This is a genomic window from Spirosoma sp. 209 (genome assembly GCF_002006735.1).
GTDB lineage: Bacteria > Bacteroidota > Bacteroidia > Cytophagales > Spirosomataceae > Spirosoma > Spirosoma sordidisoli.
Genome location: NZ_MVEC01000015.1, coordinates 146,366 through 172,419, shown reverse-complemented (window position 1 = coordinate 172,419; position 26,054 = coordinate 146,366). Strand labels below are relative to the sequence as shown.

At 56.6% G+C, this 26,054-nt stretch carries 29 protein-coding genes; 11 read left to right on the top strand and 18 right to left on the bottom strand.

The window, feature by feature from the left end; all coding sequences use genetic code 11:
* The first annotated feature begins 62 nt into the window (after positions 1–62).
* Positions 63–1,520: an APC family permease gene (locus B1C80_RS21635; RefSeq protein ID WP_077923299.1), complete on the top strand. Its 1,458-nt coding sequence runs from the start codon at positions 63–65 to the stop codon at positions 1,518–1,520.
* Here the strand turns inward: B1C80_RS21635 and B1C80_RS21630 are convergent.
* Entirely contained in the window at positions 1,517–2,059 is a 543-nt protein-coding gene (locus B1C80_RS21630) for a DUF2231 domain-containing protein (RefSeq protein ID WP_077923298.1), read from the bottom strand. The genes B1C80_RS21635 and B1C80_RS21630 overlap by 4 nt on opposite strands.
* 162 nt (positions 2,060–2,221) lie before the next feature.
* Here B1C80_RS21630 and B1C80_RS21625 point away from each other — a divergent pair, with 162 nt between their 5' ends.
* On the top strand, positions 2,222–3,568 hold the full coding sequence (locus tag B1C80_RS21625) for a peptidoglycan DD-metalloendopeptidase family protein (protein ID WP_077923297.1): 1,347 nt from the start codon (positions 2,222–2,224) through the stop codon (positions 3,566–3,568).
* Between the two features lie 165 nt (positions 3,569–3,733).
* Here B1C80_RS21625 and B1C80_RS21620 read toward each other — a convergent pair whose 3' ends face one another.
* The 4 genes from B1C80_RS21620 to atpA form a co-directional block, all read right to left on the bottom strand.
* Positions 3,734–4,006: a hypothetical protein gene (locus B1C80_RS21620; RefSeq protein WP_236648879.1), complete on the bottom strand. Its 273-nt coding sequence runs from the start codon at positions 4,004–4,006 to the stop codon at positions 3,734–3,736.
* Between the two features lie 120 nt (positions 4,007–4,126).
* Positions 4,127–4,702, bottom strand: coding sequence for a DUF4136 domain-containing protein (locus B1C80_RS21615; protein WP_077923295.1), 576 nt, complete (start codon positions 4,700–4,702; stop codon positions 4,127–4,129).
* Between the two features lie 396 nt (positions 4,703–5,098).
* Positions 5,099–5,983, bottom strand: coding sequence for an ATP synthase F1 subunit gamma (atpG, locus tag B1C80_RS21610; protein ID WP_077923294.1), 885 nt, complete (start codon positions 5,981–5,983; stop codon positions 5,099–5,101).
* 98 nt (positions 5,984–6,081) lie between these two features.
* Positions 6,082–7,656 (bottom strand): F0F1 ATP synthase subunit alpha, encoded by a 1,575-nt coding sequence (gene atpA / locus B1C80_RS21605; protein ID WP_077923293.1) that lies wholly within the window; start codon positions 7,654–7,656, stop codon positions 6,082–6,084.
* Between the two features lie 356 nt (positions 7,657–8,012).
* On the opposite strand from atpA, the gene B1C80_RS21600 reads away from it, so the two are divergent.
* The 3 genes from B1C80_RS21600 to B1C80_RS21590 all read left to right on the top strand — a co-directional run bounded on the left by B1C80_RS21600 (position 8,013) and on the right by B1C80_RS21590 (position 11,281).
* Positions 8,013–8,780 (top strand): FKBP-type peptidyl-prolyl cis-trans isomerase, encoded by a 768-nt coding sequence (locus B1C80_RS21600; protein WP_255376584.1) that lies wholly within the window; start codon positions 8,013–8,015, stop codon positions 8,778–8,780.
* An 89-nt stretch (positions 8,781–8,869) separates the two neighbouring features.
* Positions 8,870–10,954: a carboxy terminal-processing peptidase gene (locus B1C80_RS21595; RefSeq protein ID WP_077923292.1), complete on the top strand. Its 2,085-nt coding sequence runs from the start codon at positions 8,870–8,872 to the stop codon at positions 10,952–10,954.
* Between the two features lie 87 nt (positions 10,955–11,041).
* A complete protein-coding gene (locus B1C80_RS21590) occupies positions 11,042–11,281 on the top strand; it encodes a hypothetical protein (RefSeq protein WP_077923291.1) in 240 nt (79 codons plus the stop codon).
* 2 nt (positions 11,282–11,283) lie between these two features.
* On the opposite strand, the gene B1C80_RS21585 is transcribed toward B1C80_RS21590, so the two are convergent.
* A complete protein-coding gene (locus B1C80_RS21585) occupies positions 11,284–12,636 on the bottom strand; it encodes an MATE family efflux transporter (RefSeq protein ID WP_077923290.1) in 1,353 nt (450 codons plus the stop codon).
* Positions 12,637–12,793: 157 nt separating this feature from the next.
* On the opposite strand from B1C80_RS21585, the gene B1C80_RS21580 reads away from it, so the two are divergent.
* From B1C80_RS21580 to B1C80_RS21570, 3 genes are all read left to right on the top strand, one after another.
* On the top strand, positions 12,794–13,582 hold the full coding sequence (locus B1C80_RS21580; RefSeq protein ID WP_077923342.1) for a DUF4290 domain-containing protein: 789 nt from the start codon (positions 12,794–12,796) through the stop codon (positions 13,580–13,582).
* Between the two features lie 110 nt (positions 13,583–13,692).
* Positions 13,693–15,000, top strand: a complete 1,308-nt coding sequence (murA, locus tag B1C80_RS21575) for a UDP-N-acetylglucosamine 1-carboxyvinyltransferase (protein WP_077923289.1) — start codon at positions 13,693–13,695, stop codon at positions 14,998–15,000.
* A gap of 258 nt (positions 15,001–15,258) precedes the next feature.
* Entirely contained in the window at positions 15,259–15,918 is a 660-nt protein-coding gene (locus tag B1C80_RS21570; RefSeq protein WP_077923288.1) for a DUF305 domain-containing protein, read from the top strand.
* A gap of 100 nt (positions 15,919–16,018) precedes the next feature.
* Here the strand turns inward: B1C80_RS21570 and B1C80_RS21565 are convergent, their stop codons facing one another.
* Together B1C80_RS21565 and B1C80_RS21560 are read right to left on the bottom strand one after the other, a co-directional pair.
* Positions 16,019–16,804 (bottom strand): ferritin-like domain-containing protein, encoded by a 786-nt coding sequence (locus tag B1C80_RS21565; RefSeq protein ID WP_077923287.1) that lies wholly within the window; start codon positions 16,802–16,804, stop codon positions 16,019–16,021.
* Positions 16,805–16,819: 15 nt separating this feature from the next.
* Positions 16,820–17,581 carry a ferritin-like domain-containing protein gene (locus tag B1C80_RS21560; protein WP_077923286.1) on the bottom strand — a complete coding sequence of 254 codons (762 nt, stop codon included), beginning with the start codon at positions 17,579–17,581 and terminating at the stop codon, positions 16,820–16,822.
* Positions 17,582–17,916: 335 nt separating this feature from the next.
* On the opposite strand from B1C80_RS21560, the gene blaOXA reads away from it, so the two are divergent.
* Positions 17,917–18,732, top strand: a complete 816-nt coding sequence (blaOXA, locus tag B1C80_RS21555) for a class D beta-lactamase (RefSeq protein WP_139361708.1) — start codon at positions 17,917–17,919, stop codon at positions 18,730–18,732.
* A gap of 32 nt (positions 18,733–18,764) precedes the next feature.
* On the opposite strand, the gene B1C80_RS21550 is transcribed toward blaOXA, so the two are convergent.
* Complete coding sequence (locus B1C80_RS21550) at positions 18,765–20,597, bottom strand: ABC transporter ATP-binding protein (RefSeq protein WP_077923284.1); 1,833 nt, start codon at positions 20,595–20,597, stop codon at positions 18,765–18,767.
* Between the two features lie 83 nt (positions 20,598–20,680).
* On the opposite strand from B1C80_RS21550, the gene B1C80_RS21545 reads away from it, so the two are divergent.
* Positions 20,681–21,025 carry a PadR family transcriptional regulator gene (locus tag B1C80_RS21545; protein ID WP_077923283.1) on the top strand — a complete coding sequence of 115 codons (345 nt, stop codon included), beginning with the start codon at positions 20,681–20,683 and terminating at the stop codon, positions 21,023–21,025.
* An 89-nt stretch (positions 21,026–21,114) separates the two neighbouring features.
* On the top strand, positions 21,115–21,816 hold the full coding sequence (locus tag B1C80_RS21540) for a hypothetical protein (RefSeq protein WP_077923282.1): 702 nt from the start codon (positions 21,115–21,117) through the stop codon (positions 21,814–21,816).
* Between the two features lie 269 nt (positions 21,817–22,085).
* On the opposite strand, the gene B1C80_RS21535 is transcribed toward B1C80_RS21540, so the two are convergent.
* The 9 genes from B1C80_RS21535 to B1C80_RS21495 all read right to left on the bottom strand — a co-directional run bounded on the left by B1C80_RS21535 (position 22,086) and on the right by B1C80_RS21495 (position 26,030).
* Positions 22,086–22,436, bottom strand: a complete 351-nt coding sequence (locus tag B1C80_RS21535; RefSeq protein ID WP_077923281.1) for a hypothetical protein — start codon at positions 22,434–22,436, stop codon at positions 22,086–22,088.
* Between the two features lie 34 nt (positions 22,437–22,470).
* Positions 22,471–22,821, bottom strand: a complete 351-nt coding sequence (locus tag B1C80_RS21530; RefSeq protein ID WP_077923280.1) for a hypothetical protein — start codon at positions 22,819–22,821, stop codon at positions 22,471–22,473.
* 38 nt (positions 22,822–22,859) lie between these two features.
* On the bottom strand, positions 22,860–23,204 hold the full coding sequence (locus tag B1C80_RS21525; protein WP_077923279.1) for a hypothetical protein: 345 nt from the start codon (positions 23,202–23,204) through the stop codon (positions 22,860–22,862).
* An 87-nt stretch (positions 23,205–23,291) separates the two neighbouring features.
* Positions 23,292–23,630, bottom strand: coding sequence for a hypothetical protein (locus tag B1C80_RS21520; RefSeq protein WP_077923278.1), 339 nt, complete (start codon positions 23,628–23,630; stop codon positions 23,292–23,294).
* 76 nt (positions 23,631–23,706) lie between these two features.
* Entirely contained in the window at positions 23,707–24,069 is a 363-nt protein-coding gene (locus B1C80_RS21515; RefSeq protein WP_165358914.1) for a hypothetical protein, read from the bottom strand.
* Between the two features lie 102 nt (positions 24,070–24,171).
* Positions 24,172–24,861 (bottom strand): hypothetical protein, encoded by a 690-nt coding sequence (locus B1C80_RS21510; protein ID WP_077923276.1) that lies wholly within the window; start codon positions 24,859–24,861, stop codon positions 24,172–24,174.
* Between the two features lie 58 nt (positions 24,862–24,919).
* On the bottom strand, positions 24,920–25,291 hold the full coding sequence (locus B1C80_RS21505) for a hypothetical protein (protein WP_077923275.1): 372 nt from the start codon (positions 25,289–25,291) through the stop codon (positions 24,920–24,922).
* Positions 25,288–25,659, bottom strand: coding sequence for a hypothetical protein (locus B1C80_RS21500; RefSeq protein ID WP_077923274.1), 372 nt, complete (start codon positions 25,657–25,659; stop codon positions 25,288–25,290). Before B1C80_RS21500 ends, B1C80_RS21505 begins: the two co-directional genes overlap by 4 nt.
* Before the next feature lie 29 nt (positions 25,660–25,688).
* A complete protein-coding gene (locus B1C80_RS21495) occupies positions 25,689–26,030 on the bottom strand; it encodes a hypothetical protein (RefSeq protein WP_077923273.1) in 342 nt (113 codons plus the stop codon).
* Positions 26,031–26,054: the final 24 nt, after the last annotated feature.

The window sequence follows — 26,054 nt, the reverse complement described above, 5'->3', positions numbered from 1 at the left end:
TCAGACAACTTGCTTTTTCGGCGGTTGCGATGCTTCTTGTAACACTTATCACCCCCTGACGCATGGCCGAACAACTCCTGACCGAAGAGAAGACCGATTTTAAACGCTCGCTGAGCCTGCTTGATTCAACACTTATCGTTTCCGGCTCCATGATCGGTTCGGGGGTGTTTATCGTTACCGCCGACATGGCCCGCAACCTGGGGTCGTCGGGCTGGCTGCTCATGCTTTGGGTGCTGACGGGGGTGTTGACGGTAGCGGCAGCGCTGAGTTACGGTGAGCTGGCCGGTATGATGCCCAAAGCGGGTGGTCAGTACATCTACATCCAGCGGGCGTTTGGCTCGCTGACGGGGTTTGTTTACGGCTGGACGGTCTTCACCGTCATTCAGACCGGCACCATAGCGGCTGTAGCCGTAGCGTTCACGAAATATACTGCGGTATTTATTCCGGCACTTAGCCCCGACAACGTGTTGCTGGTACTCGGGCCGATCAAGATTTCGGCGGGGTCGCTGTTTGCCATTGCCAGCCTGGTGCTGCTGACCTGGCTCAACAGCCGGGGGGTGCAGAGCGGTAAGCTGATTCAGAATGTATTCACCTCGGCCAAACTACTGGCCCTGGTCGGGTTAATCGTAGTGGGCATTACGCTGGGCCTGAGTACGGGTTTGCTGGGTACCAACCTCGAAAATGCCTGGGAGGCCAGTACAGCCACGGCTACCGGCGAGGTGCTGCCGCTGACTGGCATGGCGCTGCTGCTGGCTTTCGGTACGTCAATGATTGGATCGCTCTTCTCGGCCGACGCCTGGAATAACGTAACGTTCATTGCGGGCGAGATCAAGAACCCCCGCCGGAATATTCCGCTGGCCCTGTTCTTCGGAACGGTGATCGTAACCGTTATCTACTTCCTGGCCAACGTCTCGTACCTATCGCTGTTGCCCCTCAAAGGCTCTCCCCTGGCTACGGACATCGTCGGGCGCGGTATCCAGTTTGCCGAAGCCGACCGGGTGGCTACGGCGGCCGTTTCGACGCTGTTTGGTAACGTGGCTGTGGCCATCATGGCCGTGCTGATCATGATTTCGACCTTCGGCTGTAACAACGGGCTGATTCTGGCCGGAGCGCGCCTGTATTACGCCATGGCGAAGGACGGCCTGTTTCTAAAGCAGGGGGCCGAACTGAACCGTAACTCGGTACCTGGTAAAGCGCTCTGGTACCAGTGTATCTGGGGGTCGCTGCTGTGTTTGTCGGGTAAGTACGGTGATCTGCTCGACTATTGTACGTTCGCGTCGCTGATATTTTACATGATCACCATTGCCGGGCTGTTTCGGCTCCGGCGTACCGAGCCCAGCGCCGAGCGACCCTACCGGGCATTCGGATACCCGATCGTGCCAGCTCTGTACATTGGCGCTACGCTGCTTATCTGTGTAATTCTGCTGTATACGAAGACGTTCAATACCGGCATGGGCCTGCTGATTGCGGGATTGGGTATTCCGGTTTACTACCTCACCAAACGAAGCCAAAAGGCCTAGGCAAACCGCTGATGACTTCGCGGGTCGGTAACCCGCCCCCCTTTTCCATCTATATCCGTAGCCGGCCGACCCGATAGCGAATTGGGCGCGTTGAGGTGCGCGCCATCGTCGACACCAACACCCAGCCGCTCCACCAGCTCACTGCCCATCCAGCCCGTTACCCCGGCCAGGGCAAAGGCAACGAAGGAAAGGCTCATGGCTACGACCGACGGTACGTGGCCCGCTTCGTCGCGCCGGAACAGCCAGCTGACGGCGAACAGTAGCAGGACAACCACGTTGCCTACGCCATGCAGCAAACCGATGCGCTTGGCGCGGGTGCCGCCCGGAATAGCCAGCCAGTCGATCCAGCCGGGCAGAGCCGCAGCCACCCCGCCCAGCAGGCCCGCTACCACCATCCAGTACGCTACCAGTGCAAACACCGAATTGTCGGTTAGCAGATAAACCACGTCGAAAAGAACCGCCGTTGCCAGTAGGCCCAGCGGAAAAACGATTAGGATAGGGTGGGCCGCGTGACCCGCCAGTTTAGCCTGGCTTTCCATAACGTATGCTGTTTACATATAATGCCTATCAACATACTTGATTTTTCTTTGTTCACCCTATAATCCGTAAGGAAGCCGGTAGCTATTTACCGGTACCGGCGCATTGCCGGACCCGTGGAAAATACGGGCGGTGTAAAATTCGTTTGCTACTATAGGCATAGTATGATAAATAAACTTGTATCTCGTTATTGGCTGGCCCCCCTGCTGGCGGGGTGTTTGGGGGCGTGTACCGGCGTAGGACCTACAGCCAGTCTGTTCCGGCCATCGTCGCTTCATGATCAGTATGGACAGTCGCTCAAAACGGCTAAACTCGATAAAACCGCCCTCGGTACCGACTGGATAACGGCTGGCGAACGGGCCCTGACCGACTCGCTTCGGATTACGGTGCCGTACCGGGAAAGCGGCTACTTTTCGGCTTCCAGGGCATTTGCGGTTGGGTACCGGATCGATGTCCAGCGGGGCGATCGGATGCTGGTGCGGGTAGAAACGCAGGGCCGTTCCGACACGCAGGTGTTCATCGACATATTCGCGCTCGATTCCCGCAATCGGACCAGTCTGGTAGCCAGCTCCAAAGCCGATACGAACGTACTGGCCTGGGAGCCTCGTAAAACCCAGACTTACCTGATTCGGATACAGCCTGAACTGCTCCGGACCGGGCGTTATACGGTATCGATCACCCGCGAGCCGGCCTTGAGTTTTCCGGTACAGGGCCGCGACAGCCGGCAGATCAGCAGTTTCTTCGGGGCGTCGCGCGATGCCGGTCGCCGGCGACACGAAGGGGTCGACATCTTCGCCCCCCGCGGAACTCCCGCCGTGGCTGCCGTCGATGGTGTGGTGACGGGCGTTGGCACCAATAGCCTGGGGGGAAACGTGGCTTTCCTGACCGACAACGAACGGAATATACGGCTCTACTACGCCCACCTCGACCGCTGGCATGTGACCAACGGGCAGCGCGTGTCGGTAGGGGATACAATCGGGTTTGTGGGGAACACGGGAAACGCCCGTACTACGGGCCCACACCTGCATTTTGGCATTTACGGATTTAGCGAAGGTGCCACTGATCCGCTTCCGTTTATCCGGCTGGGGCGGGGTCCGGCCCGGCAGGTCCTGCTCGACGATGCCCGGCTGGGCGATTCAGTTCGGGTATCGGTAGCCCGGTCGGCAGTGCGTCTGTCTCCCACTGCGGACTCGCCCGTACTGCGTGAGATAACCAGAGAGGCCGGGGCGGTAATAGTAGGTGGTACGCAGGCCTGGCTACGGGTCGAGCTGCCCGACGGTCTGGTGGGTTATGTAACCAGCAAGGCTACCGAACCCGTCAGACGGCCGCTGCGGAGCCTGCGCCTGACTACGCCGGGTAAGCTGCTCGATACGGCGGATGCGTCGGCGGCTACGATCGATACGCTGGCTGCCGGCACCCCGCTGGAGGTACTGGCCACAACGGGTTCGTTTCAGCTCGTACGGCGACCAAACGGGCAAACCGGCTGGCTGTTGCGCCCGGCCGGTCCGTAACCGAATGCCGGAAGAATCGTTGCATTAGGATACAAAAAAAAGCCTCCTGAGTCAGGGGGCTTTTTCGTAACGTACTTGCCAGATTAGTGTGTGGATGGTGTCATATAAGCTGGCATGGATGAATATATTGAGAGGATATTTACTGCATCTATATTGAGAGAACGTTCACTGCATGGTCCATGACACCTGCCGAAGCACATCCAGAGAATCTGCTTTGGGTACATACCCCCAGGAGGTGTCGACAGGGGCTTCTGACGAATTGGTATCGCAATCCTGCAGGCGTTCCTGAAGGGTTTTGATCTGCCCCTGTTGCTGGGTTAGGTTACGTCTGAGATCGGTCGTTTCGTCGGCCAGCCGCTGATGACGGTAGTAAGCAACCGCAAGCAGGCCCGCAATGCCCATCAGCAGCACCAACACGACTGTCAAAAGCGAATACACAACTCCTCGATTTACGGCAGACATAACACCCTTATGACCAAAAATTCATGAAAGGTCACCACAAAAAAAGTCTGCAACCTATTAAAGTTGCAGACTTTTCAATGGAGGGTATATGCCTGGTTAGCGAGCCGCTCCGTAGTCCTGTCCGGCACTCTCGGGGAAGTTCTTCATGATGCTGGTCACCGTCTCGCGGAACGCCTGATCGCGGTCGCGCTCTTTGTTCCGGTTGTTAAGCTGACCCGTTGCCCATCCCTGCCATACGATGTCGTTGGTACGGGCGTCGATGACGTTGATCACCACCCGGTTTTCTTCATACTGCCGGGAGTAAACCTGGTTTGGCATGCCCCAGCCGCCCCAACCCCAGCCCCAGGGGCTCATGGTGTTGTTCGACTGAATTTGCTGCCGGTCGCGGGCGTCGGTAAAGAACCGGACAACCAGATCGGCTTCGCCCTGGGTGACGGGTTTGTAACCGCGAGCTTTGAGCGACTGGTCGAGCGCGTCGGCAATCCGGCGCTGGTTCAGGTTGCTCCCCACAATCGGGTCGGCATTGCGCTGCCGGTCGGCTTCGATGCGGTAGGTCGTGAACTGACGAACGTTCACTTTGGGGTCGTAATCGTACTTGACCGTAATGGCCGGGGCGCAGGACGCCAGCGTACCGACGACGAACAGACTGCTGATTATGCCTTTGAGTTTCATGAGTTTTTGTATCGTTAAGCGGTGTCAAACCAACTACTAAACGCACTGGATTGTGTTGTTCGTATGTGACATCTAAATAACTAAATGGCCCTGGTATTGGTTCCGAAAATGATGTGCTTTATTTGTTCCTGATTGTCCGTCAATATGTTGATAATCAGCAGGTAACAAGGCGTTCTGCCGGCTACTGTTATAAATGAACAGCCGGTGACGTCGGGCGCGGTTACATCCACGATTACGGTACGTGCCGGCCGGCCACTTCGTTGCAGAAAAGAAGCCGGGTAGTAGGTCTCGTTTGCCGCCGATGTTCAATAACGGTCTACTTTATACAGGACCCAAAAAAAGACCCTGCCGTTTACCAGCAGGGTCTTTTTTTTATGGAACCGGAATGGAAGTGGCTTAGGCATTGGCCAGCGCTTCGGCACCACCCACGATTTCGAGAATTTCGGTCGTGATAGCGGCCTGGCGGGTTCGGTTGTAAACCAGCTTCAGCTCTTTCAACAACTCACCGGCGTTGTCGGTCGCCTTGTCCATGGCCGTCATCCGCGCCCCGTGCTCTGATGCGTTGGAGTCCAGAACGGCTTTGTACAGCTGCGTTTTGAGCGTCTTGGGAATCAGTTCGGTAACGATCTCCTCTTCCGATGGCTCAAAGGTGTAGTTGATGGCAGCGGCCGCACCGGCTGCCGGGGGCGTTGCTACGATGGGCAACATCTGCTCGGCCCGTACGATCTGGACGGCCGCGTTTTTAAATTCGTTGTAGATAATCTCTACGGCGTCGTAGCGTCCGGCGGCAAAACCGTCCATGGCTTCTTCGGCGGCTATTTTCACCGTTCCGAAATTCAGCGACCCAAAGGTGTTGACGTGCGTCGTGTTGACCCGGAAGCCCCGGCGCTGAAATGCTTCGGCGCCTTTCTTCCCGATCGCCATGATCTCTACATTACCCGAACGAGCCTGGGCTGCATACTTCTGATCGAGCAGCGTCAACGCGCCTTTTACGGCGTTGGTGTTAAACGCGCCACACAGCCCGCGGTCTGAGGTAACGACAATCAACAGCACCCGCTCAACAGGACGTGCCTGCTTGTACGGGCTATCTGACGCCGTTTCGGCCCCGGCCGATACCGTGCCCAGCATCTGGCTCAGCTTCTGGGCGTAAGGCCGCAACTGCGTAATATTGTCCTGCGCCCGACGTAGCTTGGCAGCCGCCACCATTTTCATGGCTTTGGTAATCTGCTGGGTCGAGTTGACCGACGCTATCCGGTTGCGTACTTCTTTTAGAGATGCCATAGTTCAGTGAGCGGTATTCAGTGAACAGTTTTCGGTTTACGATGGCCGACCAGCGGGCCGTTAATCATAAACCGAAAACTGAAGACCGTAAACCCAGATTAATAATTTGCCGACAGATCGGCTGCTACTTTCTTGATGGCAGCGGTGGCTTCGTCGGTCAGTTTGCCAGCCCGCAGGTCGGCCAGTACGTTGGGGTACTGAGCGTCCAGCACGGCGGCAAATTCGCCTTCAAAGGTTTTTACTTTGCTGACCGGCACCTTATCCATCATACCGTTAATCGATGCGTAGATGATGGCAACCTGCTGCTCTACCTTCACCGGCGAGTACTGCGGCTGCTTCAGGATCTCCTGGTTCCGCCGACCGCGTTCGATGGTCAGTTTGGTTGAGGCATCGAGGTCAGAACCGAATTTGGCAAACGCTTCGAGCTCGCGGAACTGCGCCTGGTCGAGTTTCAGCGTACCAGCCACTTTCTTCATCGACTTGATCTGCGCGTTACCACCCACCCGCGATACCGAAATACCTACGTTGATGGCCGGACGGATACCGGCGTTGAACAGGTTCGACTCCAGGAAGATTTGACCGTCGGTGATCGAGATTACGTTGGTCGGGATGTAAGCCGATACGTCACCGGCCTGCGTTTCGATGATGGGCAGCGCCGTCAGCGAACCACCGCCTTTAACCTTATCCTTCAGGACAGGGGGCAGGTCGTTCATGTTGCGGGCAATCTCATCGTTGGCGTTGATTTTGGCGGCCCGCTCCAGCAGACGGCTGTGCAGGTAGAATACGTCGCCGGGATAGGCTTCGCGTCCTGGTGGCCGACGCAGCAGCAGCGATACTTCGCGGTAAGCAACGGCCTGTTTCGACAGATCGTCATACACAACCAGGGCCGGACGACCCGTATCGCGGAAGTACTCGCCGATGGCAGCCCCCGTAAACGGAGCAAAGAACTGCATCGGTGAAGGGTCAGAGGCACTGGCCGATACGACTACCGTATAGTCCATAGCACCCGCTTTGCGGAGCGTCTGCTCTACCTGCTTCACGGTCGACGCTTTCTGACCGCAGGCTACGTAGATACAGAATACCGGCTCGCCTTTGTCAAAGAATTCTTTCTGGTTGATGATCGTGTCAACAGCCACGGCGGTTTTACCCGTCTGGCGGTCGCCGATGATCAGTTCGCGCTGGCCCCGACCGATGGGGATCATGGCGTCGATAGCTTTGATACCTGTCTGCAGCGGTTCGTTTACCGGCTGGCGATAGATTACGCCCGGTGCTTTACGCTCCAGCGGCATCGGATACAGCTCGCCCTGAATAGGACCGAGACCGTCGATAGGCTGACCGAGGGTGTTAACAACCCGGCCCAGGATACCATCGCCCACGTTTACGTAGGCAATCTGGTCGGTGCGCTTAACGGTATCGCCTTCTTTTACTTCCGAGTAGTCGCCGAGCAATACGGCTCCTACGTTATCTTCTTCGAGGTTCAGCGCCATAGCCTGAAGCCCATTGTCGAACGACAGCAATTCGCCGGCCTGCACTTTCGAGAGGCCGTAGATACGCGCTACGCCGTCGCCGATTTGCAGCACCGTACCGACTTCTTCGAGTTCAGCTTCTGACTGTGTGCCGGCTAATTGCTGGCGCAGAATGGCCGATATCTCGTCGGGTCTTACGGATTCCATATGTATTGGGATGAGTTAAAACGATTGATTTTTCGGCCGCAAAGGTACGACTAAAATTTCATAAAAACGTGTTAATTCTCGTTTTCGCTTCCTGTAAATTAGACTTTTCCGATACGTTCGGTCGATTGGGCCAGGCCGCTGGGCCGTGCGAAAAACCGTTCGTCCCGATTCAGCGTATTTTTACGGGCCCGGGATTGCAGCCTGGCGTGAAAAATGCTACTTTTATCAGACGCAGAATCAATCTGAAAAGGAGGTTAAAATTTCCCGGAAAGCAATCATTGCCAAACTTTTCCGTTATCCGTTCGTGTTTTACCAATAAATACCTTTTTGTTACAATCACCCTGTTACTTGTTCGCATGAAGTTCAACCAATGGATGTTGGCCGGTATGGTATCGGCCGTTTTTGTGGCCGGTTCGGCCTCCGCGCAAACGAAAAAACCTGCTCCCAAACCGGCCGCCCGCCCGGCTGCCGCTCCGCCCCGGCCCGCTGCTGCCGGTGCCATTACCTCCAGTCGTGATTCAATCAGCTATAGCATAGGCCTGTTCATGGCGCAGAGCCTAAAGCAGCAGGGCATGACCGATCTGAATAACGCGCTGCTGGCGCAGGGACTGGAAGACGCGCTAAAAGGACAAAAAACCCGGTTGACCATTGACGAGGCTGGCGCTGTGATGAATGCTTTCCAGCAGAAGCAGTTTGCCGCCAAGAATGCCGAAGCCATGAAGGAGTCGGCCGAGAACAAGAAAATAGGAAACGCGTTTCTGGCTGAGAACAAGGCGAAGGCTGGTGTGACCACGACCGCCAGCGGACTGCAATATTCAGTCGAAAAAGAAGGCACGGGTGCCAAACCAACAGCCTCGGATCGGGTTAAAGTACACTACACCGGTAAACTGCTCGACGGTAAAGTATTCGACAGTTCGGTCGAGCGCGGTCAGCCCGCCGAGTTTGGCGTTTCGGAAGTAATCAAAGGCTGGACAGAAGCGTTGCAGCTAATGCCGGTTGGCTCGAAGTGGAAACTATACATCCCGTCTGAGCTGGCCTATGGGGATCGGGCCGCCGGTCCTGACATCAAACCCGGATCAACGCTGGTGTTTGACGTCGAGTTGTTGGATATCGTTAAACAATAAATGAGCGAAAAGGTGAACCGACCACAGGGCGTACCGACGACCAGATAATTCGTCCGCTGAGCTGTTCACCTTTTCATCAACGAAAGCGGATGAAAAAATATCTGGTAACCCTTGTACCCGTGCTGATGCTGAGCTTTCAGCCGGATTCGCCTTCGGGAGCGTCTACCCCGGGCAGTGCATCCATGCGCACCGTCTCATCCGGCCCCATCGACGAACTAAAACCGTCGATGTCGCAGGAGAAAGTAGAGACACTGGTGGCTAAACTGCTGACGACCTACCACTACCGGAAAGTTCGGCTGAACGATTCGCTGTCGTCAGTTGTATGGGACAACTACCTGAAAGAGGTCGATAATAATAAAACGTACCTGCTGGCGTCTGACGTGGCCGCTTTCGAGAAATACCGGTATCAGATCGACGACGCCCTCGTCAATGGCGACCTGACGGCTGCCTACGATCTGTACAATGTATTCCGGAAGCGCTACCAGGAGCGCAGTACGTTCATTAAAGAACAACTGAAGAAGCCGTTCACGTTTACCGCCGACGAAAGCTTCAACACCGACCGCGAAAAAGCGGCCTGGCCAAAATCGGTCGACGAGCAAAATGATCTGTGGCGTAAGATTCTGAAGAACCAGGCCCTGGAGCTGAAACTGGGCAACCGGAGCGACAGTGCGGTAACGGCTACCATGACGCAGCGTTACAACAACCTCGACCGGGCCATCAACCGGATCAAGAGCGCCGAAGTGTTTCAGCTGTACATGAACTCGTTTGCCGAAGCACTCGACCCGCATACCAACTACCTCTCGCCCAGCAATGCTGACCGGTTCAATCAGGAAATGAGCCAGTCGCTGGAAGGAATCGGGGCTATGTTGCAGGAAGATGGCGATTACATCAAAATCACGAGCGTACTGCCAGGCGGACCAGCATTTAAGAGCAACCTGCTGAAAACCAACGACAAGATTGCGGGGGTGGCCCAGGGCGATAATGGCCCGATGGTCAACACCATGAACTGGCAGGTCGACGAAGTGGTCAAACTGATCAAAGGACCCAAAGGAACCGTAGTCCGGCTGCATGTCGTATCGCCCGATGCGATTGCCGGTGCACCGCCGAAAGAAATCCGTCTGGTTCGTGAGAAAATCAAACTGGAAGAGCAGCGTGCCAAGAAAGAAACCATCGAAGTATCGGACAACGGCCGTACGTTCAAGATCGGTGTGATCAACATTCCGATGTTCTACCGCGACTTTGAAGGTGCCCGTCGGCGTGAAGAAGGGTTCAGCAGCACGACCAGCGACGTGAAGAAGTTCGTTGAAGAGCTGAAAGGCGAGAAAGTAGACGGTATCGTCATCGACCTGCGCGATAATGGCGGTGGGTCGCTGACCGAAGCCATCGACCTGACGGGTCTCTTTATTCCGAAAGGCCCTGTCGTTCAGGTTAAGGAATCGACCGGCGAAACCGAAGTGTATTCGGATAAAGACGGCGGGTCGGTATTCTACGACGGTCCGATGGCGGTGCTGGTAAACCGGTTCAGCGCGTCGGCATCGGAAATTTTTGCCGCGGCTATTCAGGATTATAAGCGGGGCATCATTGTCGGTGGCCAGACGTTTGGTAAGGGTACGGTACAAACGCTGATCGATCTGAACCAGTGGCTGCCCAAAGAGCCCGAGAAGGTGGGTCAGGTGAAAATGACGATCCAGAAGTTCTACCGTATCAACGGCAGCAGCACCCAGCACCGGGGCGTTACGCCGGACGTTGAACTCCCCTCGGCATTCTCGGCCGAAGAGTACGGCGAAAGCTCACAGCCAAGCGCCCTGCCCTGGGATCAGATCAACGCAACCCGCTACGAACAGTCGCGCGGGATCGATGACAAGATTCTGACCCGGCTGCGGACCCGGTTCGATCAGCGGCTGAAGTCGGACCCCGAGCTGAAACAACTGGCGCAGGATCTGGCCGACTTCCGGAAAGCCAAGGAGAACACGGTTGTATCGCTCCTCGAGAGCAAACGCCGGAAAGAGCGGGAAGAAGCCGAGCGGAAGCGGGCCGCTGCCAGCAAAGTATCGCAGGTGACGGCACCGATCGACGAAACCGGATCGCCCAATGCGCCCAAGAAAAAGAAAGACCTGTTTCTGAACGAAGCCGGTCTGGTACTGGCCGATTACATCCTGGCCGTTAATAAATAATCAGGGCCAACACTGGCTACCAACCCCGCGCAGCGAACCGTTGCGCGGGGTTTTTGTTACTACTCTACGCCAGCCATCCAGCTTCTTATGTGGTACTTTCTGATCAGACAGGATAGTCTCGACACTGCCCAATACCAGGGCCTGCAACGACAGGCTTCGCTTACCGAGGTCGAACTCTTCAACGAGCCGTACGCCAACTGGTATGTATTCTCAGTCGAGAAAGACCGGTATCGCGACTTCATCGATCACCTCGACCGGAACGGAATTGCCTACGACCTCACCGCCGGCCGTCCTACGCGCGACGAATTGCTGGAAACGATGCGGTAACGCTAGCGGGGTGTCGATTCGGTCAGCATCGGTAGGCGACGTACCCGCTGGAAGAACCGCCAGGTGAGCAGAATGGCCGCCAGGGTCAGCCCGGCCAGCAGACCGATCCAGACACCGACCGCATCGAGGCCGAACGGAAAGGCCAGCACGTAACTCATGGGCAGCGCTACCACCCAGTAGGCAAACAGTGTAATCAGCGTCGGTACGTTTACGTCTGACAGACCCCGCAGGCTGCCCAGGGCCACAACCTGAATACCGTCTGACAGCTGAAAGAAGCCCGCCATGATGACCAGCGTAGCCGCTATGGTCGACACCGCCGGATTGTCGCGGATGTATAACGACACCAGCCATTCGTTGGCCGTCAGGAAAATCAGGGCGGCCAGACTCATGAAGCCGATCGATAGCAGAAACGCAGCTACGCCCGCCCGCCGAACCCCGGCGCTGCTGCGTTGCCCCACGGCAGCCCCAACCCGGATGGCAGCCGCCGATGAGATGCCAGTGGCCATCATGTAGGTCACCGAGGCCATGTTGATCGCAATCTGGTGGGCGGCCAGCCGGTCTTCGCCGAGCCAGCCGACAATCACCACGGCCAGCGAGAAGGTAGCTACCTCGAAAAAGAACGTAAGTCCCCCCGGAATGCCCAGCCGCAGTACAGTCCATACCTCTTTGGTTGTAGGCAGTACCGCATAGGCCGACTCCAGGAACGGCCGGAACTTACCCGACCGGTAGATATAAAGCAGCATCGCCACCGCCATAAATACCCTCGACAGCAGGGTAGCCGTGGCTGACCCCATCAGGCCCATGGCCGGAAAGGGCCCCGCGCCCGTAATGAGCAGGTAGTTGAACCCGGCGTTTAGAAGCAGCGCCAGCAGCGTGATGGCCATAGCTACGCGCGGGTACCGAAGTCCATCGCACAGTTGCCGGGCGGCCACAAAAATCAGTAGCGGAAGCAGCGATGCGCTCAGAATCAGCATGAACGTCTGGGCCAGCGCGGTTACTTCAGCCGTTTGCCCGAACAGGTCGAAGAAGTAGGCCAGCAGCGCCGAGAGGCCGCCCAGGAGTAAGCTCAGCAGAACCGCTACCCGCAGGCCCGCCCGAAACAGCCGGTTTACCGCGGCCGGGTCGTTCTGGCTTCGCGCCGTCGATACCAGCGCGGCTACCACCGTCAGGCCGCCTACGCCCACACTCGACATCAGAAACGAAAGCGAGTTGGCCAGGCCGGCAGCGCCCAGCGGTACCGCCCCCAGCAGCCGCCCCACAAAAAGATTATCGGTAACCCCCATCAGCACCACCCCCAGCTGGGCAATCACAATCGGTATACTGAGCCGGAGCGTATCGGTCAAATCGGAGCGCATATAGTTGGACAGATGTAAACAGTTGATCAGAATCGGTGTTGTAGCTGGCAAAGGTACGGTTTCCTGTCTTGCCCTATGGACCGTAGCCGAAGAGCGCTGTTCACTGATGGCGGTTTTTCGTACTTTTGCTTTCTTTATCACGAATCCGGCTACGTCCTTGAAAGAATACGGTAGTAGTATCCAGAAGTTAGTTGACAATATGGTCAACATAGAAGACCGGGAGAAGCGTACGCGCTATGCTCATATCCTGGTTGAGTTGATGCGGCAAATCCATCCGAATATGAAAGATGGGCAGGATTACTACAATAAGTTGTGGGACGACCTGTACATCATGTCCGGATTTACCCTCGACGTCGACAGCCCGTATCCTCCGCCATCGGAAGAAGCCCTGGGGAAGAAGCCGCAAACGGTACCGTACAATACCCATCACCTGCGGTTCAAACACTTTGGCCGGAATATCGACCTGCTCATTGCCAAGGCCATCGCGCTCGAAGAACCCGAAGAACGCCGGGCCTTCGTATCGTATCTGACCCGGCTGATGCGTACTTTTTATCAGGCCTGGAACAAAGAATCGGTCGAAGACGAAACCATCTATCAAAGTCTGCTGGAGCTCTCGAACGGAAAGCTGGGGCCCGATATCCAGCTGATTCGGGAAGAGGGTCTGGTCGAAGCAACCCCCCGCGAACGAACCGGCGATCAGGTACAGCCGCAGCGGATTGGCGGGGGTGGAAACAACAACGCCTACCGCAACCAGAACAACCGCAACCGCAACGACGGCCCCGGTCGGCCCAATAACTTTGGCGGACCCAACCGAAATCAGGGTAGCCGACCCAACAACCAGGGCGGGCAGCGTAACTTCGGCAACCGCAACGACCGCGATGGCAACTCGGGCCAGGGCGGGCAGCGACCAAACAACAATCGAAACAATGACCGCAGAAGGCGGTAATTTCTGAACGATGAGTGATGCGCCAGGAGCGGAGCCATACGGCTCCTCTGTGTTTGTTCATGGCCACCAGATTCATTCATCGCTCACCACTCATAACCCAGTATTACATAATGGCATCTTTTCAAATTACCGGTGGGCGTCGGCTCAACGGCGAACTCGTTCCCCAGGGGGCCAAAAATGAAGCCCTGCAGATTCTTTGCGCTGTGCTGTTGACCAAAGAAGCGGTAACTATCCATAATATTCCGGGCATCCGCGATGTGAACCAGCTGATCGAACTGCTGGGCGATCTGGGCGTATCGGTAACCAGCCTGGGCGAAGGGTCGTACCGGTTCCAGGCCAGTGATGTCAATCTGGATTACCTGGAAACCGAGCAATACAAACGCAAAGCGGCCGCGCTGCGGGGATCGGTCATGCTGCTCGGCCCGATGCTGGCCCGGTTCAAGAAAGGCCGTATTCCTCGTCCTGGTGGGGATAAAATCGGTCGTCGGCGGCTCGACACCCACTTCCTGGGCTTTGAAAAACTGGGGGCTCAGTTCAATTACGATGCCAACGACGGCGGCTATTACCGGGTAGATGCCAGCAACCTGCGCGGCACCTATATGCTGCTGGACGAAGCCTCGGTAACCGGCACGGCCAATGTGCTGATGGCGGCTGTTATGGCCGAAGGCATCACAACGATCTACAACGCGGCCTGCGAGCCATATCTGCAGCAGCTCAGCAAGATGCTGAACTCGATGGGCGCCAAAATCACCGGCGTTGGCTCAAACCTGCTGACCGTTGAGGGCGTATCGGAACTGCATGGTACCGAGCATACCATGCTGCCCGACATGATCGAGATCGGCTCGTTTATCGGGATGGCGGCCATGACCCAGTCTGAAATTACCATCAAAAACTGTCAGATTCCGCAGCTGGGTATTATTCCCGATACGTTCCGGCGGCTCGGTATCCAGATGGAGTTTCGGGGCGACGATATCTTTATTCCGGCGCAGGAACGCTATCAGATCGAAAGTTTTCTGGATGGCGGCATGATGACCGTAGCCGACGCCCCCTGGCCCGGTTTTACGCCCGATCTGCTCAGCATCGTGCTCGTAACGGCCGTACAGGCGCAGGGGACGCTGCTCATCCACCAGAAAATGTTTGAAAGCCGGCTGTTCTTCGTCGACAAGCTGATCGACATGGGCGCGCAGATTATTCTCTGCGATCCACACCGGGCTACTGTAGTGGGGCTGAACCGCCAGTTGCCGCTGAAAGGCATCCGCATGTCATCGCCCGATATCCGGGCCGGGGTGGCTTTACTCATTGCGGCTCTGTCGGCTCAGGGAACCAGTATCATCGACAACATCGAGCAGATTGATCGCGGGTATCAGCACATCGACACCCGGCTCAACGCCATCGGGGCTGAGATCGTACGGTTGTAAGTAATGCCAAGGGCAGCGGTGGCGATCCGTCGCGCCCGGGTGCCGTGGGGGAGAGGGGCGCTCCTGTCTGGGATCGATTGGCTGATGAGCCGTCGCGGGCAGGAGCGCCCCTCTATATATAGGTAGCTTCCGCCGGCAGGGCGAGTCAGTAAGCGCCAACGGGACAGTTTGTTACAGCAATTTTGTTTCCCGATAAACCTTTGCGCTTTTTTATGGTCTCATTAGTGTATTGAGAAATTGACAATGTCGCTTTTTCCTATGAAAACCGTACAAAAAACTATCCGCCATCAGGCCGCTCTTCTGTTTGTTGGCGCCCTATCGCTCGGTTCACTGGCTGCCTGCGCGCAGGCCAAACCCGTTTCGTCTACCGGCGCTGCCCGGGCTGCGAGCCAGCCTGAGCCCGCCAAAGCAACCCTGCTTCAGCCCATGCAGCAGATGGTGGCGAAACTAAAAAAGCTACAGGCCACCGGCGACCCTGATTTTGACTATGCTTTCCAGGCCAAGGTGCATAACCAGGGCGTGCAGGACCTGCTGAAGCAGGAGATTGCGAACGGTAAAGATTCGGCGCTGAAAACAATGGCCCAGTCGCTGCTGACGGCGGCCCAGTCGGATATGAACACCATCGACGCCACGGTGAAACAGCTGAAGCCGTCGCGCCCGAACCAGACATTTACGCAGCAGCAGAGCCGCAATATCGAAGCGATGAACCTGAAGCTGCAGCAGACCGGATCGAGCGACAAGCTGACGAGCGATATCGATAAGAATTTCAAAGTACTGCTGCTCGACCAGCGGCAGGATGCCATCGATCTGGCAACGACCTATCTGCAATATGGCCGCAACAGCACCCTGCGGACCTATGCCGAACAGATGACCGCCAAAGCCAAAGCCGAGATGGAGCAAATCAAAGCCATGCCCTGAGGCAGCTGGCTCGTTATTACTAAAAAGGCGTTTTCCCGAACCGGGCAGCACGAGTGGTGACTGATCGATCGGGTAAAACGCCTTTTTTACAAAGTTTCGCTTAAGCCAAGAATGGCTTCACAATGGCCAGGATTTCTTCTTTTGTCAGGATTTCGTCCCAGGCTTCGGTCGCGTTCTCGTAGGGAACACCGGGTAGCAGCGCCGATATTTCGAGGTGTTTAACGGCTTCGTCGCCGGCGTAAACCTGGGGCGGGATACCTGGGCTCTGGTTGCCCGTAATCCATCCTTTCTGACCGCGCAGATCCCGAACCTTGGCCGCGTGCCGCGCTTCGACCGAGTGAATCTGCAGGGCCGCCGTCAGGATCGCGTCGTTGCTCATGAGCCGGGGGGCCTGGCCTTTATAAGCCCGAACGCCGGTATCTTCAAACGCCTGCGATACGGTCAGGTAAGTCTGGTAGTTTTTGAAGATATCCGGGAACATACCTTTGGCCGTAAAGTCAAAAGCGGGTTTGGCGATGGCCGCGCTGCCGAGTACCGATTTCAGGACGGCCACGTGTGCGTTCTCGTGCTTCCGGATCTGCGTAAAGGCAATGCGGGCGGCACTGTCTGTGATCAGACCGGGCATGTCCAGACCAACGTTGTAGAACTCAGCCTCCAGGTATTCGAGCGTGAGGGCAAAGTTGAGTACGTCGATGATGTCGGGGTTGAGCCCGGCGGCCTGCCCGTAGGCTTTGTTCAGGGCAGAAGCTAGCACCGTTGGGGCCGCCACGGCAGCGGCTTTCCGGCCGATCATGTTAAACATGCTGCGACGCGATACGTGCGCCAGACGGTCAACTACCTCGCCGTCAACTTTTTCTATTTCGGAGATAATATTCTGTAAATTCATGACAGTCAGGTCGGCTTATGCCATTGGTTTGGGCAGGGTGCTGGTGTTGAGTACTTCTTTGATAAACCGCGATGCCTGCGGTACAACCTGCTCGGGAAGCAGGGCCCGCTCCAGACCCGAAACCGGATCGATAACGTCGTCGCCCGCAAAGTCGGCGCTGCCCGGACTGATCAGCTCCCGGATAATGGATGCGTGCCGGGCTTCTACCGATACAATGTTGCCGCTAATGGTCAGGTTGGTTGCACTTGTCAGCAGCTGCCCCGCCCCGTTATAGGCCGCCGTTGCCAGGTCGGCAAAACTTTTAGCGGTCTCCAGCACACTCCGGCGACTGTTGAAATCAACACTGCTGTAATCGAGCGTCAGGGTAGGGATGGCGTAGCTGCCCAGTACCTGCTTGAAAAACTCGCGGTGGGTGATTTCCTGATTGCGCAGGTCGAGGAAAACCTGCCGCTCTTTCTGGCTTATGCCCGCGTAGGGTCGGTCGTTGACCAGCTCCAGAAAACGCAGTTCGGCCTGTTCCAGCGCGTAGGCATAGTTCAGGATGCCGATATCGCCCGAGCCCAGCTCGATCAGGTCACCCGCCCGGGCGCCTGCCGTTGACCCACCGCCCGGCCCGGCCAGCGGGTCAACAATGGTGTTGGTGCAGGCGCTCATGACAACACCTGTTGCCGTGGCAACACCCACGTACCGCATAAACATCCGCCGTCCTGAGAATACAGGGAGAATTGGCAACACCGATAATGGCCTCTCGGCCGGTGTCTGTGACAATTTTTCCATTAGTGGAACCAGTTATGTTGAGTAAGCTTTCCGCCCATCGGAAAAGCAACAGTAGTACTGGATCGGCGACAAACAGTTTTTTATGATCTATAAAATATGTAGACTTACTTATTTTATTGAGTAAGCGGTAGTCGCCGGACCGAATGCTCACTGGCGGGTCATTTTACGTACGGTCTGTAACCTATATACGTAGCCCAAATTCGAAGGCTATCGGGAGGTCGTCTGCGACCGGGGCGTGTTCCGAAATAGCCCGAGAAACGACGGTAGGGTAGGTCGTGGTGACGACTAATTTGCTTTATTTACGGTTGATCGTCTGCTCGTTCACCCACCTGCCCATGCTTACCCGCTTTCTGTTGATGGCCCTGGCCGTTTCCTGTGCCTACCGGCCTCCCGCACCCGTTATCGACCGGCCCGACCTGGGCCGTTTTTTCGAGGCCGAAAAGCTGAACGGCTCGTTTCTGCTGTACGATCTGAAAAAAGACAGATACACGGCTTATCGGTACGCGCGCAGTCGGCAGGGGTTCCTGCCTGCGTCGACCTACAAGATCATCAACACCCTGATCGGACTCGAAACCGGGCTGCTTACCGATGACGCGACGATCATGAAGTGGGATGGGGTCCGGCGTGAACGGGAGGTGCTGAATAAGGACATGACCCTCCGTGAGGCTTTTCAGGTATCCTGCGTACCGTGTTATCAGGCGCTGGCCCGCCAGATCGGGGTGCAGCGTATGCGGTCGTTCGTGAAAAAAGCCGACTACGGCCGTATGGACATTCAGGCTGGCAGCCTCGACACGTTCTGGCTACGCGGAAAATCGCGGATTAGCCCCAAAGAAGAGGTCGATTTTCTCCGCCGTATCTATACGGGGCAGGTGCCCTTCTCGAAACCCCATCTGGCAACGCTGAAAAAGGTGATGCTGCTGGACGATCAACCCACCCACCGGCTGTATGGCAAAACGGGCTGGGCTTCGACCATGGACGGTATCGAGATGGACGGACCCGACATTGGCTGGTTCGTTGGCTACGTCGAGAAGGGCGACGACGTTTATTTCTTCGCTACCAATATCGAAAGCCCCCAGCCGGTGCCCGATACCTTTCTGGCGGGTCGCCGGCGGGTTACGGAGCGCATTCTGGCCGAACTCGGTATTCTCTAGGATACGGTTTTCGATCAAAAGCCCGCCCGCGGCTAAACGCTCTGCATGGTGCTGAGTTTCCGGTAAAATCCTTCGTCGAGGCTCAGCAGCTCGGTATGGCGCCCGCGTTCAACGATACGCCCCTGGTTAACGACCAGAATCTCGTCGGCATGCTGAATGGTGCTGAGCCGGTGTGCAATGACGAGGGTAGTCCGGTTGGCCATCAGGCGCGTCAGGGCTTCCTGCACCAGTTTCTCCGACTCGGTATCGAGGGCCGACGTCGCTTCGTCCAGAATCAGAATGGGCGGGTTTTTCAGAATAGCGCGGGCAATGCTGATCCGCTGCCGCTGTCCGCCCGATAGTTTGCCGCCCCGGTCGCCGATAACGGTCTGGTAGCCGTCGGGCTGCGCCAGAATGAAATCGTGGGCGTTGGCAATCCGGGCCGCTTCCATGACCGCAGCTTCGGTAGTGGGCGTGCCGAAGGCGATGTTGTTGAAGATCGTGTCGTTGAACAGAATACTCTCCTGGGTTACGATGCCCATCTGGCCGCGTAACGAAGCCAGCGTACAGTCGCGGAGATCCACACCGTCGATCAGGATGCGGCCGGCGGTGGGGTCGTAGAAACGCGGAATCAGGTCGGCAATGGTCGATTTACCCCCGCCCGACGACCCGACCAGGGCAATGGTTTTTCCTTTGGGCAGGTCGAAGCTGACCTCGCGCAATACTTGTGTATCGGCGTTATAGGCAAAGGATACCTGCTGTACCGAAATCCGGTCGCTGAAGTCGCTGAGCGTTACGGCGCCGGGTTTGTCCTGAACGGCGGGCTCCGTATCGATCAGCTCCAGCACCCGTTCGCCCGAGGCCAGTCCGCGTTGCGAGCCGCTGAACGCATTGCTGATGTCCTTGGCCGGGCGCGTCACCTGTGAGAAAATAGCGATGTAGGAAATAAACTCGGCCGCGGTCAGGTCAGACTGGCCGCTCAGCACCAGCGAACCGCCGTAGAGCAGAATCCCGGCAACTACCGCCACGCCCATCACTTCCGAAAACGGAGAAGCCAGCTCGCGCCGGTTGGCCAGCGAGCGAACGGCCTGTCGGTAGCCTTCGTTTTCGGCTCTGAACTTTTCCAGGATAAACCCTTCGGCCACAAACCCTTTCACGACGCGCATCCCGCCAAACGTTTCATCGAGCAGGCTCACCAGCCCGCTCAGCCGTTGCTGCCCGGCCTGCGCATCGCGTTTCATACGCCGAACCAGCGTAGCGATGAAGCCGCCCGATACCGGAATGACAATAATGGCAAACAGCGTCAGCTTAACCGATATGCTGAGGAGCGCCACGATGTAGCCAATCAGCAGAAACACCTCTTTCGAAGCCGCCGACAAGGTATTGGCAATGGAGTTTTCGACCTCCTGCACATCGGTTGTGGTCCGCGAAATGAGATTTCCTTTCCGCTCGTTCGAGAAGAATCCCAGATGCAGCCCGAGCGTCCGGCTGAAGACCGCTTCGCGCAGACGGGCTACCATGCGGGCTTTGAACGATTCCAGCTGCCGCACCGACAGGTATTTGAACAGATTGCTGAACAGAACCGAGACCACAATAACCGCGCATACGAACTGGAGCGCGCCGACTTTCCCATAATCGCGGAACACCTGCGCAAAATAATACCGGAAAAAATCGACGGGCCCGGAGGTCAGGTCTGGGGCAGGCTGGCTGAGGAAGGCCTGCATCTTGGCCGGGTCTACCTTATCGAAAAGAATGCTGAGCAGTGGAATCAGTAAGGTGAAGTTCAAAACGCCAAATACACTGGCCAGGAGCGACGTTGCTACAAACGGCGTCAGAAAGCGGCCCAGCGGACTGGCAAACGAGAGTAAGCGGAGGTAGGTCTTCATTGCTCCCGCAAAGGTAGCACCCCACTTACCATTTTTATACCTAAGACTTGTAGGTATATAATTTTCGTTTGTATGTTTGTCGTATGAACAACAGCAACAACGCTCAACTGCTTAAAGGTAGCTTATCGGTCATGATTCTGCGGCTGCTGGAGGATCGCGACCGCATGTACGGCTACGAGATTACCCAGAAAGTAAAGGAGCTGACGGCGGGCGAAATGACGATAACGGAAGGCGCCCTGTATCCGGCTCTGCACAAACTCGAAGCCGACGGCTTACTGACTACCGAAACCCAGGTCGTTGAGGGCCGCGCCCGCAAATACTACTCACTGACCAAAACCGGCCATACCGAAGCGGCCAGTCGCGTAGCTGACCTGTCGGCTTTTCTGAATAACCTGAACCTGGTGCTTAACCTCAAACCGTCTGTATAACCAATGGCGCTTACGACTTGCTGATCTATGCCGCCAGCTTTATTCAGTTATACCAACAGAAATACGTCTATAAACCCGCCTGATCAGTTATGTGTACATCCCACCAGCTCGATGCCATAGATCGTCATCTGCGTAAGGAGAACTGGCTCCTTAACGAAGAATTCATTGCCGAACTGACCGACCATTACATCAGCAGCATTACTGACCGCCTGGCAGAAGGAAGTTCTTTTGAGCAGGCGTTGGCCAGCGTACACCAGGATTTTGGTGGTCGAACCGGTTTGCTGAATATGGAAGAGCAATATGCTCATAACCAGTTTCTCCGTACTAGGCGGACCTCCCGTGCTGTATTTCTTGCTTACCTGAAGCCCCCTAGGCTTGCGATTAGCCTGCTCCTATTGGCTTGCTTTTATCAGTTGACATCCGCCTATCCTCACCATGGGCGGTACGCCATGATCCAGGGAGGGCTTATGGCGCTGGTTTTAGGTGGGGGTGTTGCAGCTGCGTTTATCCTGCTGATCGAGCGATTCAAAAGCCGCCAAAACTCGATCACTAACCACAGAAAGCTGATTTCGATCGGCGTACTTGTCGGTAACTTCGGACTCGTTACTCTGGTAGCCCTCGGGCCGGAAATCTGGGTAGAGCCAGCCTTCTACAATCAGCATGTGCATGTATTTGATGCAGCAGGTTTAACAGCCAGCGTTATTTACCTGCTCAGTACCGTTGAGTACCTGATGAAAGCGTGGCCGACTTACGGAACTGTGACCACCCCTGTTAGTGGTCGAAGACCCTGACAGGGGTGGTCACAGTTCCGTTATTGGCAGTAGTGCTTCGGCTTTACTATCCCCTGTCAGGGTCTTCGACCACTGACAGGGGATAGCTGGGTCCCTGCTGAAACGGGTTTGCAAACATGTCTGATTCTACAGTACTGGTAGGGATAATATTCTTTTGTTCATCCCTGCTGTAGCCACTGTCAGGGTCTTCGACCACTGACAGGGTATGAGCTGGTCCCCGCTGCCAGTGGTCATAGACCCTGACAGGGGTACTGTTTTTTCTTTTCTATTTATTCGTTGCCGATCTGACCTGCCAGCGATCGGAGGGCGGAAGAGAGTCCTTCGAGCCGGGGGGCTATGTCGCCCTCCGAACCCATCAGGGTGCTGAATTCGGTGGTTTGGGTAGCCAGCGTCTGGAGCAGGCCGCTCAACTCCGACGTGTTGATCTGATCGCTTTTCAGTTGCGTCTTTACCCGTTCGAGGGTATCGGCTATCTCCGTTGCGTTGTCGGTCTGGCGGAGCTGTTCGAGCCACTGGTCAATGACACCGGTGCCGCTTTGGGGCGTTTCGTTGGTGACGTCGGCTTCCAGAACTCCCATCGTCGAGTCGAGGAGGTCGGTTGATTCTTCGTGATTGAGCATTGGCGTGATAACGTATAATTAATGAATAGATCGGTTAAAACTGGCTGCTGAAGTTGCGCAGGGCGCTGGCGAGTTGTACCAGCTGGCTCGACGTGGCTCCGGTGGCCGAGGGTTCCTGAGCAATGGCCGACGTATGACTGGCGAGGCTCAGGAGCAGATGCCGGATCGATTCAGGGTCGGGGGTATCCATTTTCAGCTGGTCGCGCAGGGCGGTCAGCTCAGCCTGAATACGCTCCGTGCCGACATCGCCCCGCAGCGCGTTCAGCCAGCCTTCCAGCATCAGCGTGCCGCGTTCGGGCGACACAATGGCAGCGCTGCCCTCTCCAAATGCACCGAGAGTATCGGCCAGCATCCGGTTTTCGAGTGAGGTTTGAGTTCCTTCCATGGTCTTGTGTAGTGTATTGATGAAAAAAACGGCAGCTGCTACAGCTTGCTGCCAAAATTCCGCAGAATCTTCGACAGGCTTTCGAGTCCGCCCGTCCAGGTGCCTTCGGCGTTGGGGGCCTCGGCGGTTTGCTGAGCCTGGTCGGCCAGTCCTTCCATGAGCAGCCGAATCCGCTGGCTGTTGGGCTGGGCAGCCTGAAGTTCCGTGCGCAGTTCATTCAGATGGCCCTGGAGTTGACCCAGATTCGGGTCGCCCTGCAGGGCCTGTAACCAGCCATCGATGAGCATGACGCCCTGAGCAGGCGAAACTCCGCCCTGGTTGCCATCGCGAAAGGTGGTCAGTGTGTCTTCGAGCATGCGCTCTTCGAGTACGTTCGATCCCATAGTAGTTGTTGTTTGAATACGCTGTCCCGGTCATGGCGGCTCGCTTCGCTATAGGGCATCAAGCAGGCCGACATGACCGGAGAGCGGTTATAATTGATCGGCAAACAGCCGCAGCGACGTGGCTACGTCTTCGAGCTTACCAGCCATCTGTTCCTGTATGTTCCGGCCCTGTGCCACCTGCGACGTATGGTCGGCAATGATCATAAGCAGGTCTTTGATGCGGTCCGTGTCTGGTTGCGCCAGTTGCAGCTGACCGCGCAGTTCCCGGAGCCGCCCTTCAATAATTTCGGCGCTTGGGTTACCGTCAATTACCTTCAGCCAGCCGTCGATGAGTTTTACCCCATCGGTGGGAGAGGCCGCATCGACACTACCCAGGCCGTTGGCCGTCTGTTCGAACAGACGCTGATCCAATGCATGTGAAGCCATAATTCGGTATTGTGTTTAGGGGTGATAGTGGTCCGGAGGGCTATCAATGCGACCCTCCAGACCAGATACAGTCTGTCTAGACGGTTGTCGATAACTGACCGGCAAAGTTGCGCAGGGCGGTAGCCAGCGTTTGCAAGCCCGATTGCATATCGCCCTCGGCTTTGGGGGCTGTCTGCTCGGTTTTATCGGCGAGTTCGTTCAGCAGCTGCGTAAGTCGCTGATTGTCGGGCGCGCCCGTCTGCAGTTCATCGCGGAGCTGGGTGAGGGGGGCCATCAGGTCGCCGGTGAGGTGATTATTTTTGATGGATGAGAACCAGTCGGTAATCAGCGACATGCCCTCCTGGGGCGATGCGGCCTGGCCCTGATCGAAAGCGGCCACCGTAGCGTCGAGCAGGGTAGCGGCCGATGAGCCGGCGGTTTGTGAATGTTGGTTTGCCATGATTCGTTGAGTAATGTATACTATGGAAACCGCCTGTGAAGCGGTTTGTTTCGTTTTGGCTCTTCCCTTTCTGCGGGTGAAAAAGAGAAGAGCCAGGGTGGTTTAGTACTGTGACCGTCCGCCCGAGGATCCGCTGCCGGAGTCGGCGGTGCCGCCCGAAACGCCCGAGCGCTGGGTGCCGGAGTTGGCGCTGTAGTCGTCGCCATCCGAACCGGTGCCGTAGCCCGATCCGTACGAGCCGCCGTCCTGCATCCGGGCACCGTCGCTACCGGTCGTGTCGTCCATACCCATTGCCGAACTGTTGCGATCTACCGTGCCGCCGTTGCGATCCGAGAAGTCGTTGTCGTTCTGCTGCGAAGGAGGAACGCCCGATCCGCTCGTGGTCGATTCGCCACCGACGGTGCTGCTCATGGGTGCCTGCTGATTTTTGGCATCGGTCATATTGGCCGAGCCGCCGAGTTGGTTGCCAAACCCTTCGAGGGCTTCGATCAGGCTGTTGAGCCGGGTCTTCACGTCGGTATCGGCCGAGTTAGCTACCGCCCGCGCCTGTTCGGTCAAATCGTTGAGCAGCTGCCGGATCTGCGAGCTGTCGGGGTTACCGCTCTGCAGTTCGGCTTTCAGGTCGTTGAGGCTGCTGCTGACCGGGTTGGCGCTGCCGTCGGCGTCGCGCAGGGCACTGGTCCAGCTATCAATGAGCGAAACGCCATCGAGCGGAGATACCGCTTTGGAATCGCCGTTGAAGGCATTGATGGTGGTCGTAATCAGGTTGGATGTCTGCTGATCGATTGCCATAGTTGTACTGATGTAAGGGTATGGTTTTGTTGAGTAAAGCCTGTTGACTAACAGGGTATCAGAGGGTAGCCGCAATCTGCCGGTGCAGGTTTTCGAGGGTGGCTACCAGTTGCGAGAGTTCGGTCTGCTCGGCGCTGGCCTGGGCCGACTGCATAACGCCTTTTGTCTGGGTAATCAGGTCGTCGAGAATTTCGGCGATGACCTGTCCGTCGGGCTGGCCTTCGTTCTGATCGGGGTCGAGTTCGCTCCGCAGTTCTTCGAGGGTGTCAACAATCTCGTCGGTTTCGTCGTCGCCGGCTTCGTCGATGCGGTCGAGCCACTTGTCGATGAGTGCAATGCCGTCCTGAGGCTCAAGGGTACTGATGCTGCTGTCAAACGCGTTGACGGTTTCGTCGATCAGCGAAAGCTGGTTTGGGTCGTTAGAAATCATGAGTTGTGTTTGTTGATTGATAATGGCTGTTCAGTCGACAGGCGCTGCCCAAACGAGGTCAGGGCTCTGACGAGGTCATTCAGCGCGGAATAATAGGTATCGGCTGCTTCTGGAATGGCCCGGGCCGTTAGCTCACCCAGTTTGTTCACCAATGTACGTACCCGGCTGGCCTGGGGGGCTCTGCTGGTCAGTTCCTGCTGCAGGGCCTGCAGGGCGGTGATCAGCTCGTCGAACCCATCTTCCTTTTTCAGGGCCGTGATCCAGTCTCTGGTCAGGCTGGCCCCGTCGGTCGGCAGCGCTGTATCGAGGTTGCCATCGAGGAAATCGATCGTCACGTCAATCAGTTTATCGCTGTGTTCCTGTACCATGGGGTGTCGATTTTGGTGAACGAAGCGCGTCAGCTTGCCATACCCTGCGCAAAATCCTTGAGCGCTGTCGAGAGGTTTTGTAAATCCTGTTTGTAATTTCCTTCGGCCGCGTTGTTAGCCAGGTCGATGGTTTGACCCGACAAGTCGCGCAGGAGCCGCTCTACGCTGCGCATGTCGTTGGCGTTGAGGGCGTCGCGGAGTTTCTCGAGCGGTTCAGCGACCCACTGGGTGCTGACGTCGGAACGAACAATGCCAATCCAGTCCTGAATCAGGTTGACGCCCTGATCGGGGGTTGTATCGGGTGCGCCCCCGCCCAGCGTATGGAGCGTATCGGAGAGCATAGTAGCAATTTTCTGATCGTGATGTGCCATTGGGCTTGGGTTTTTAGTTTTCGG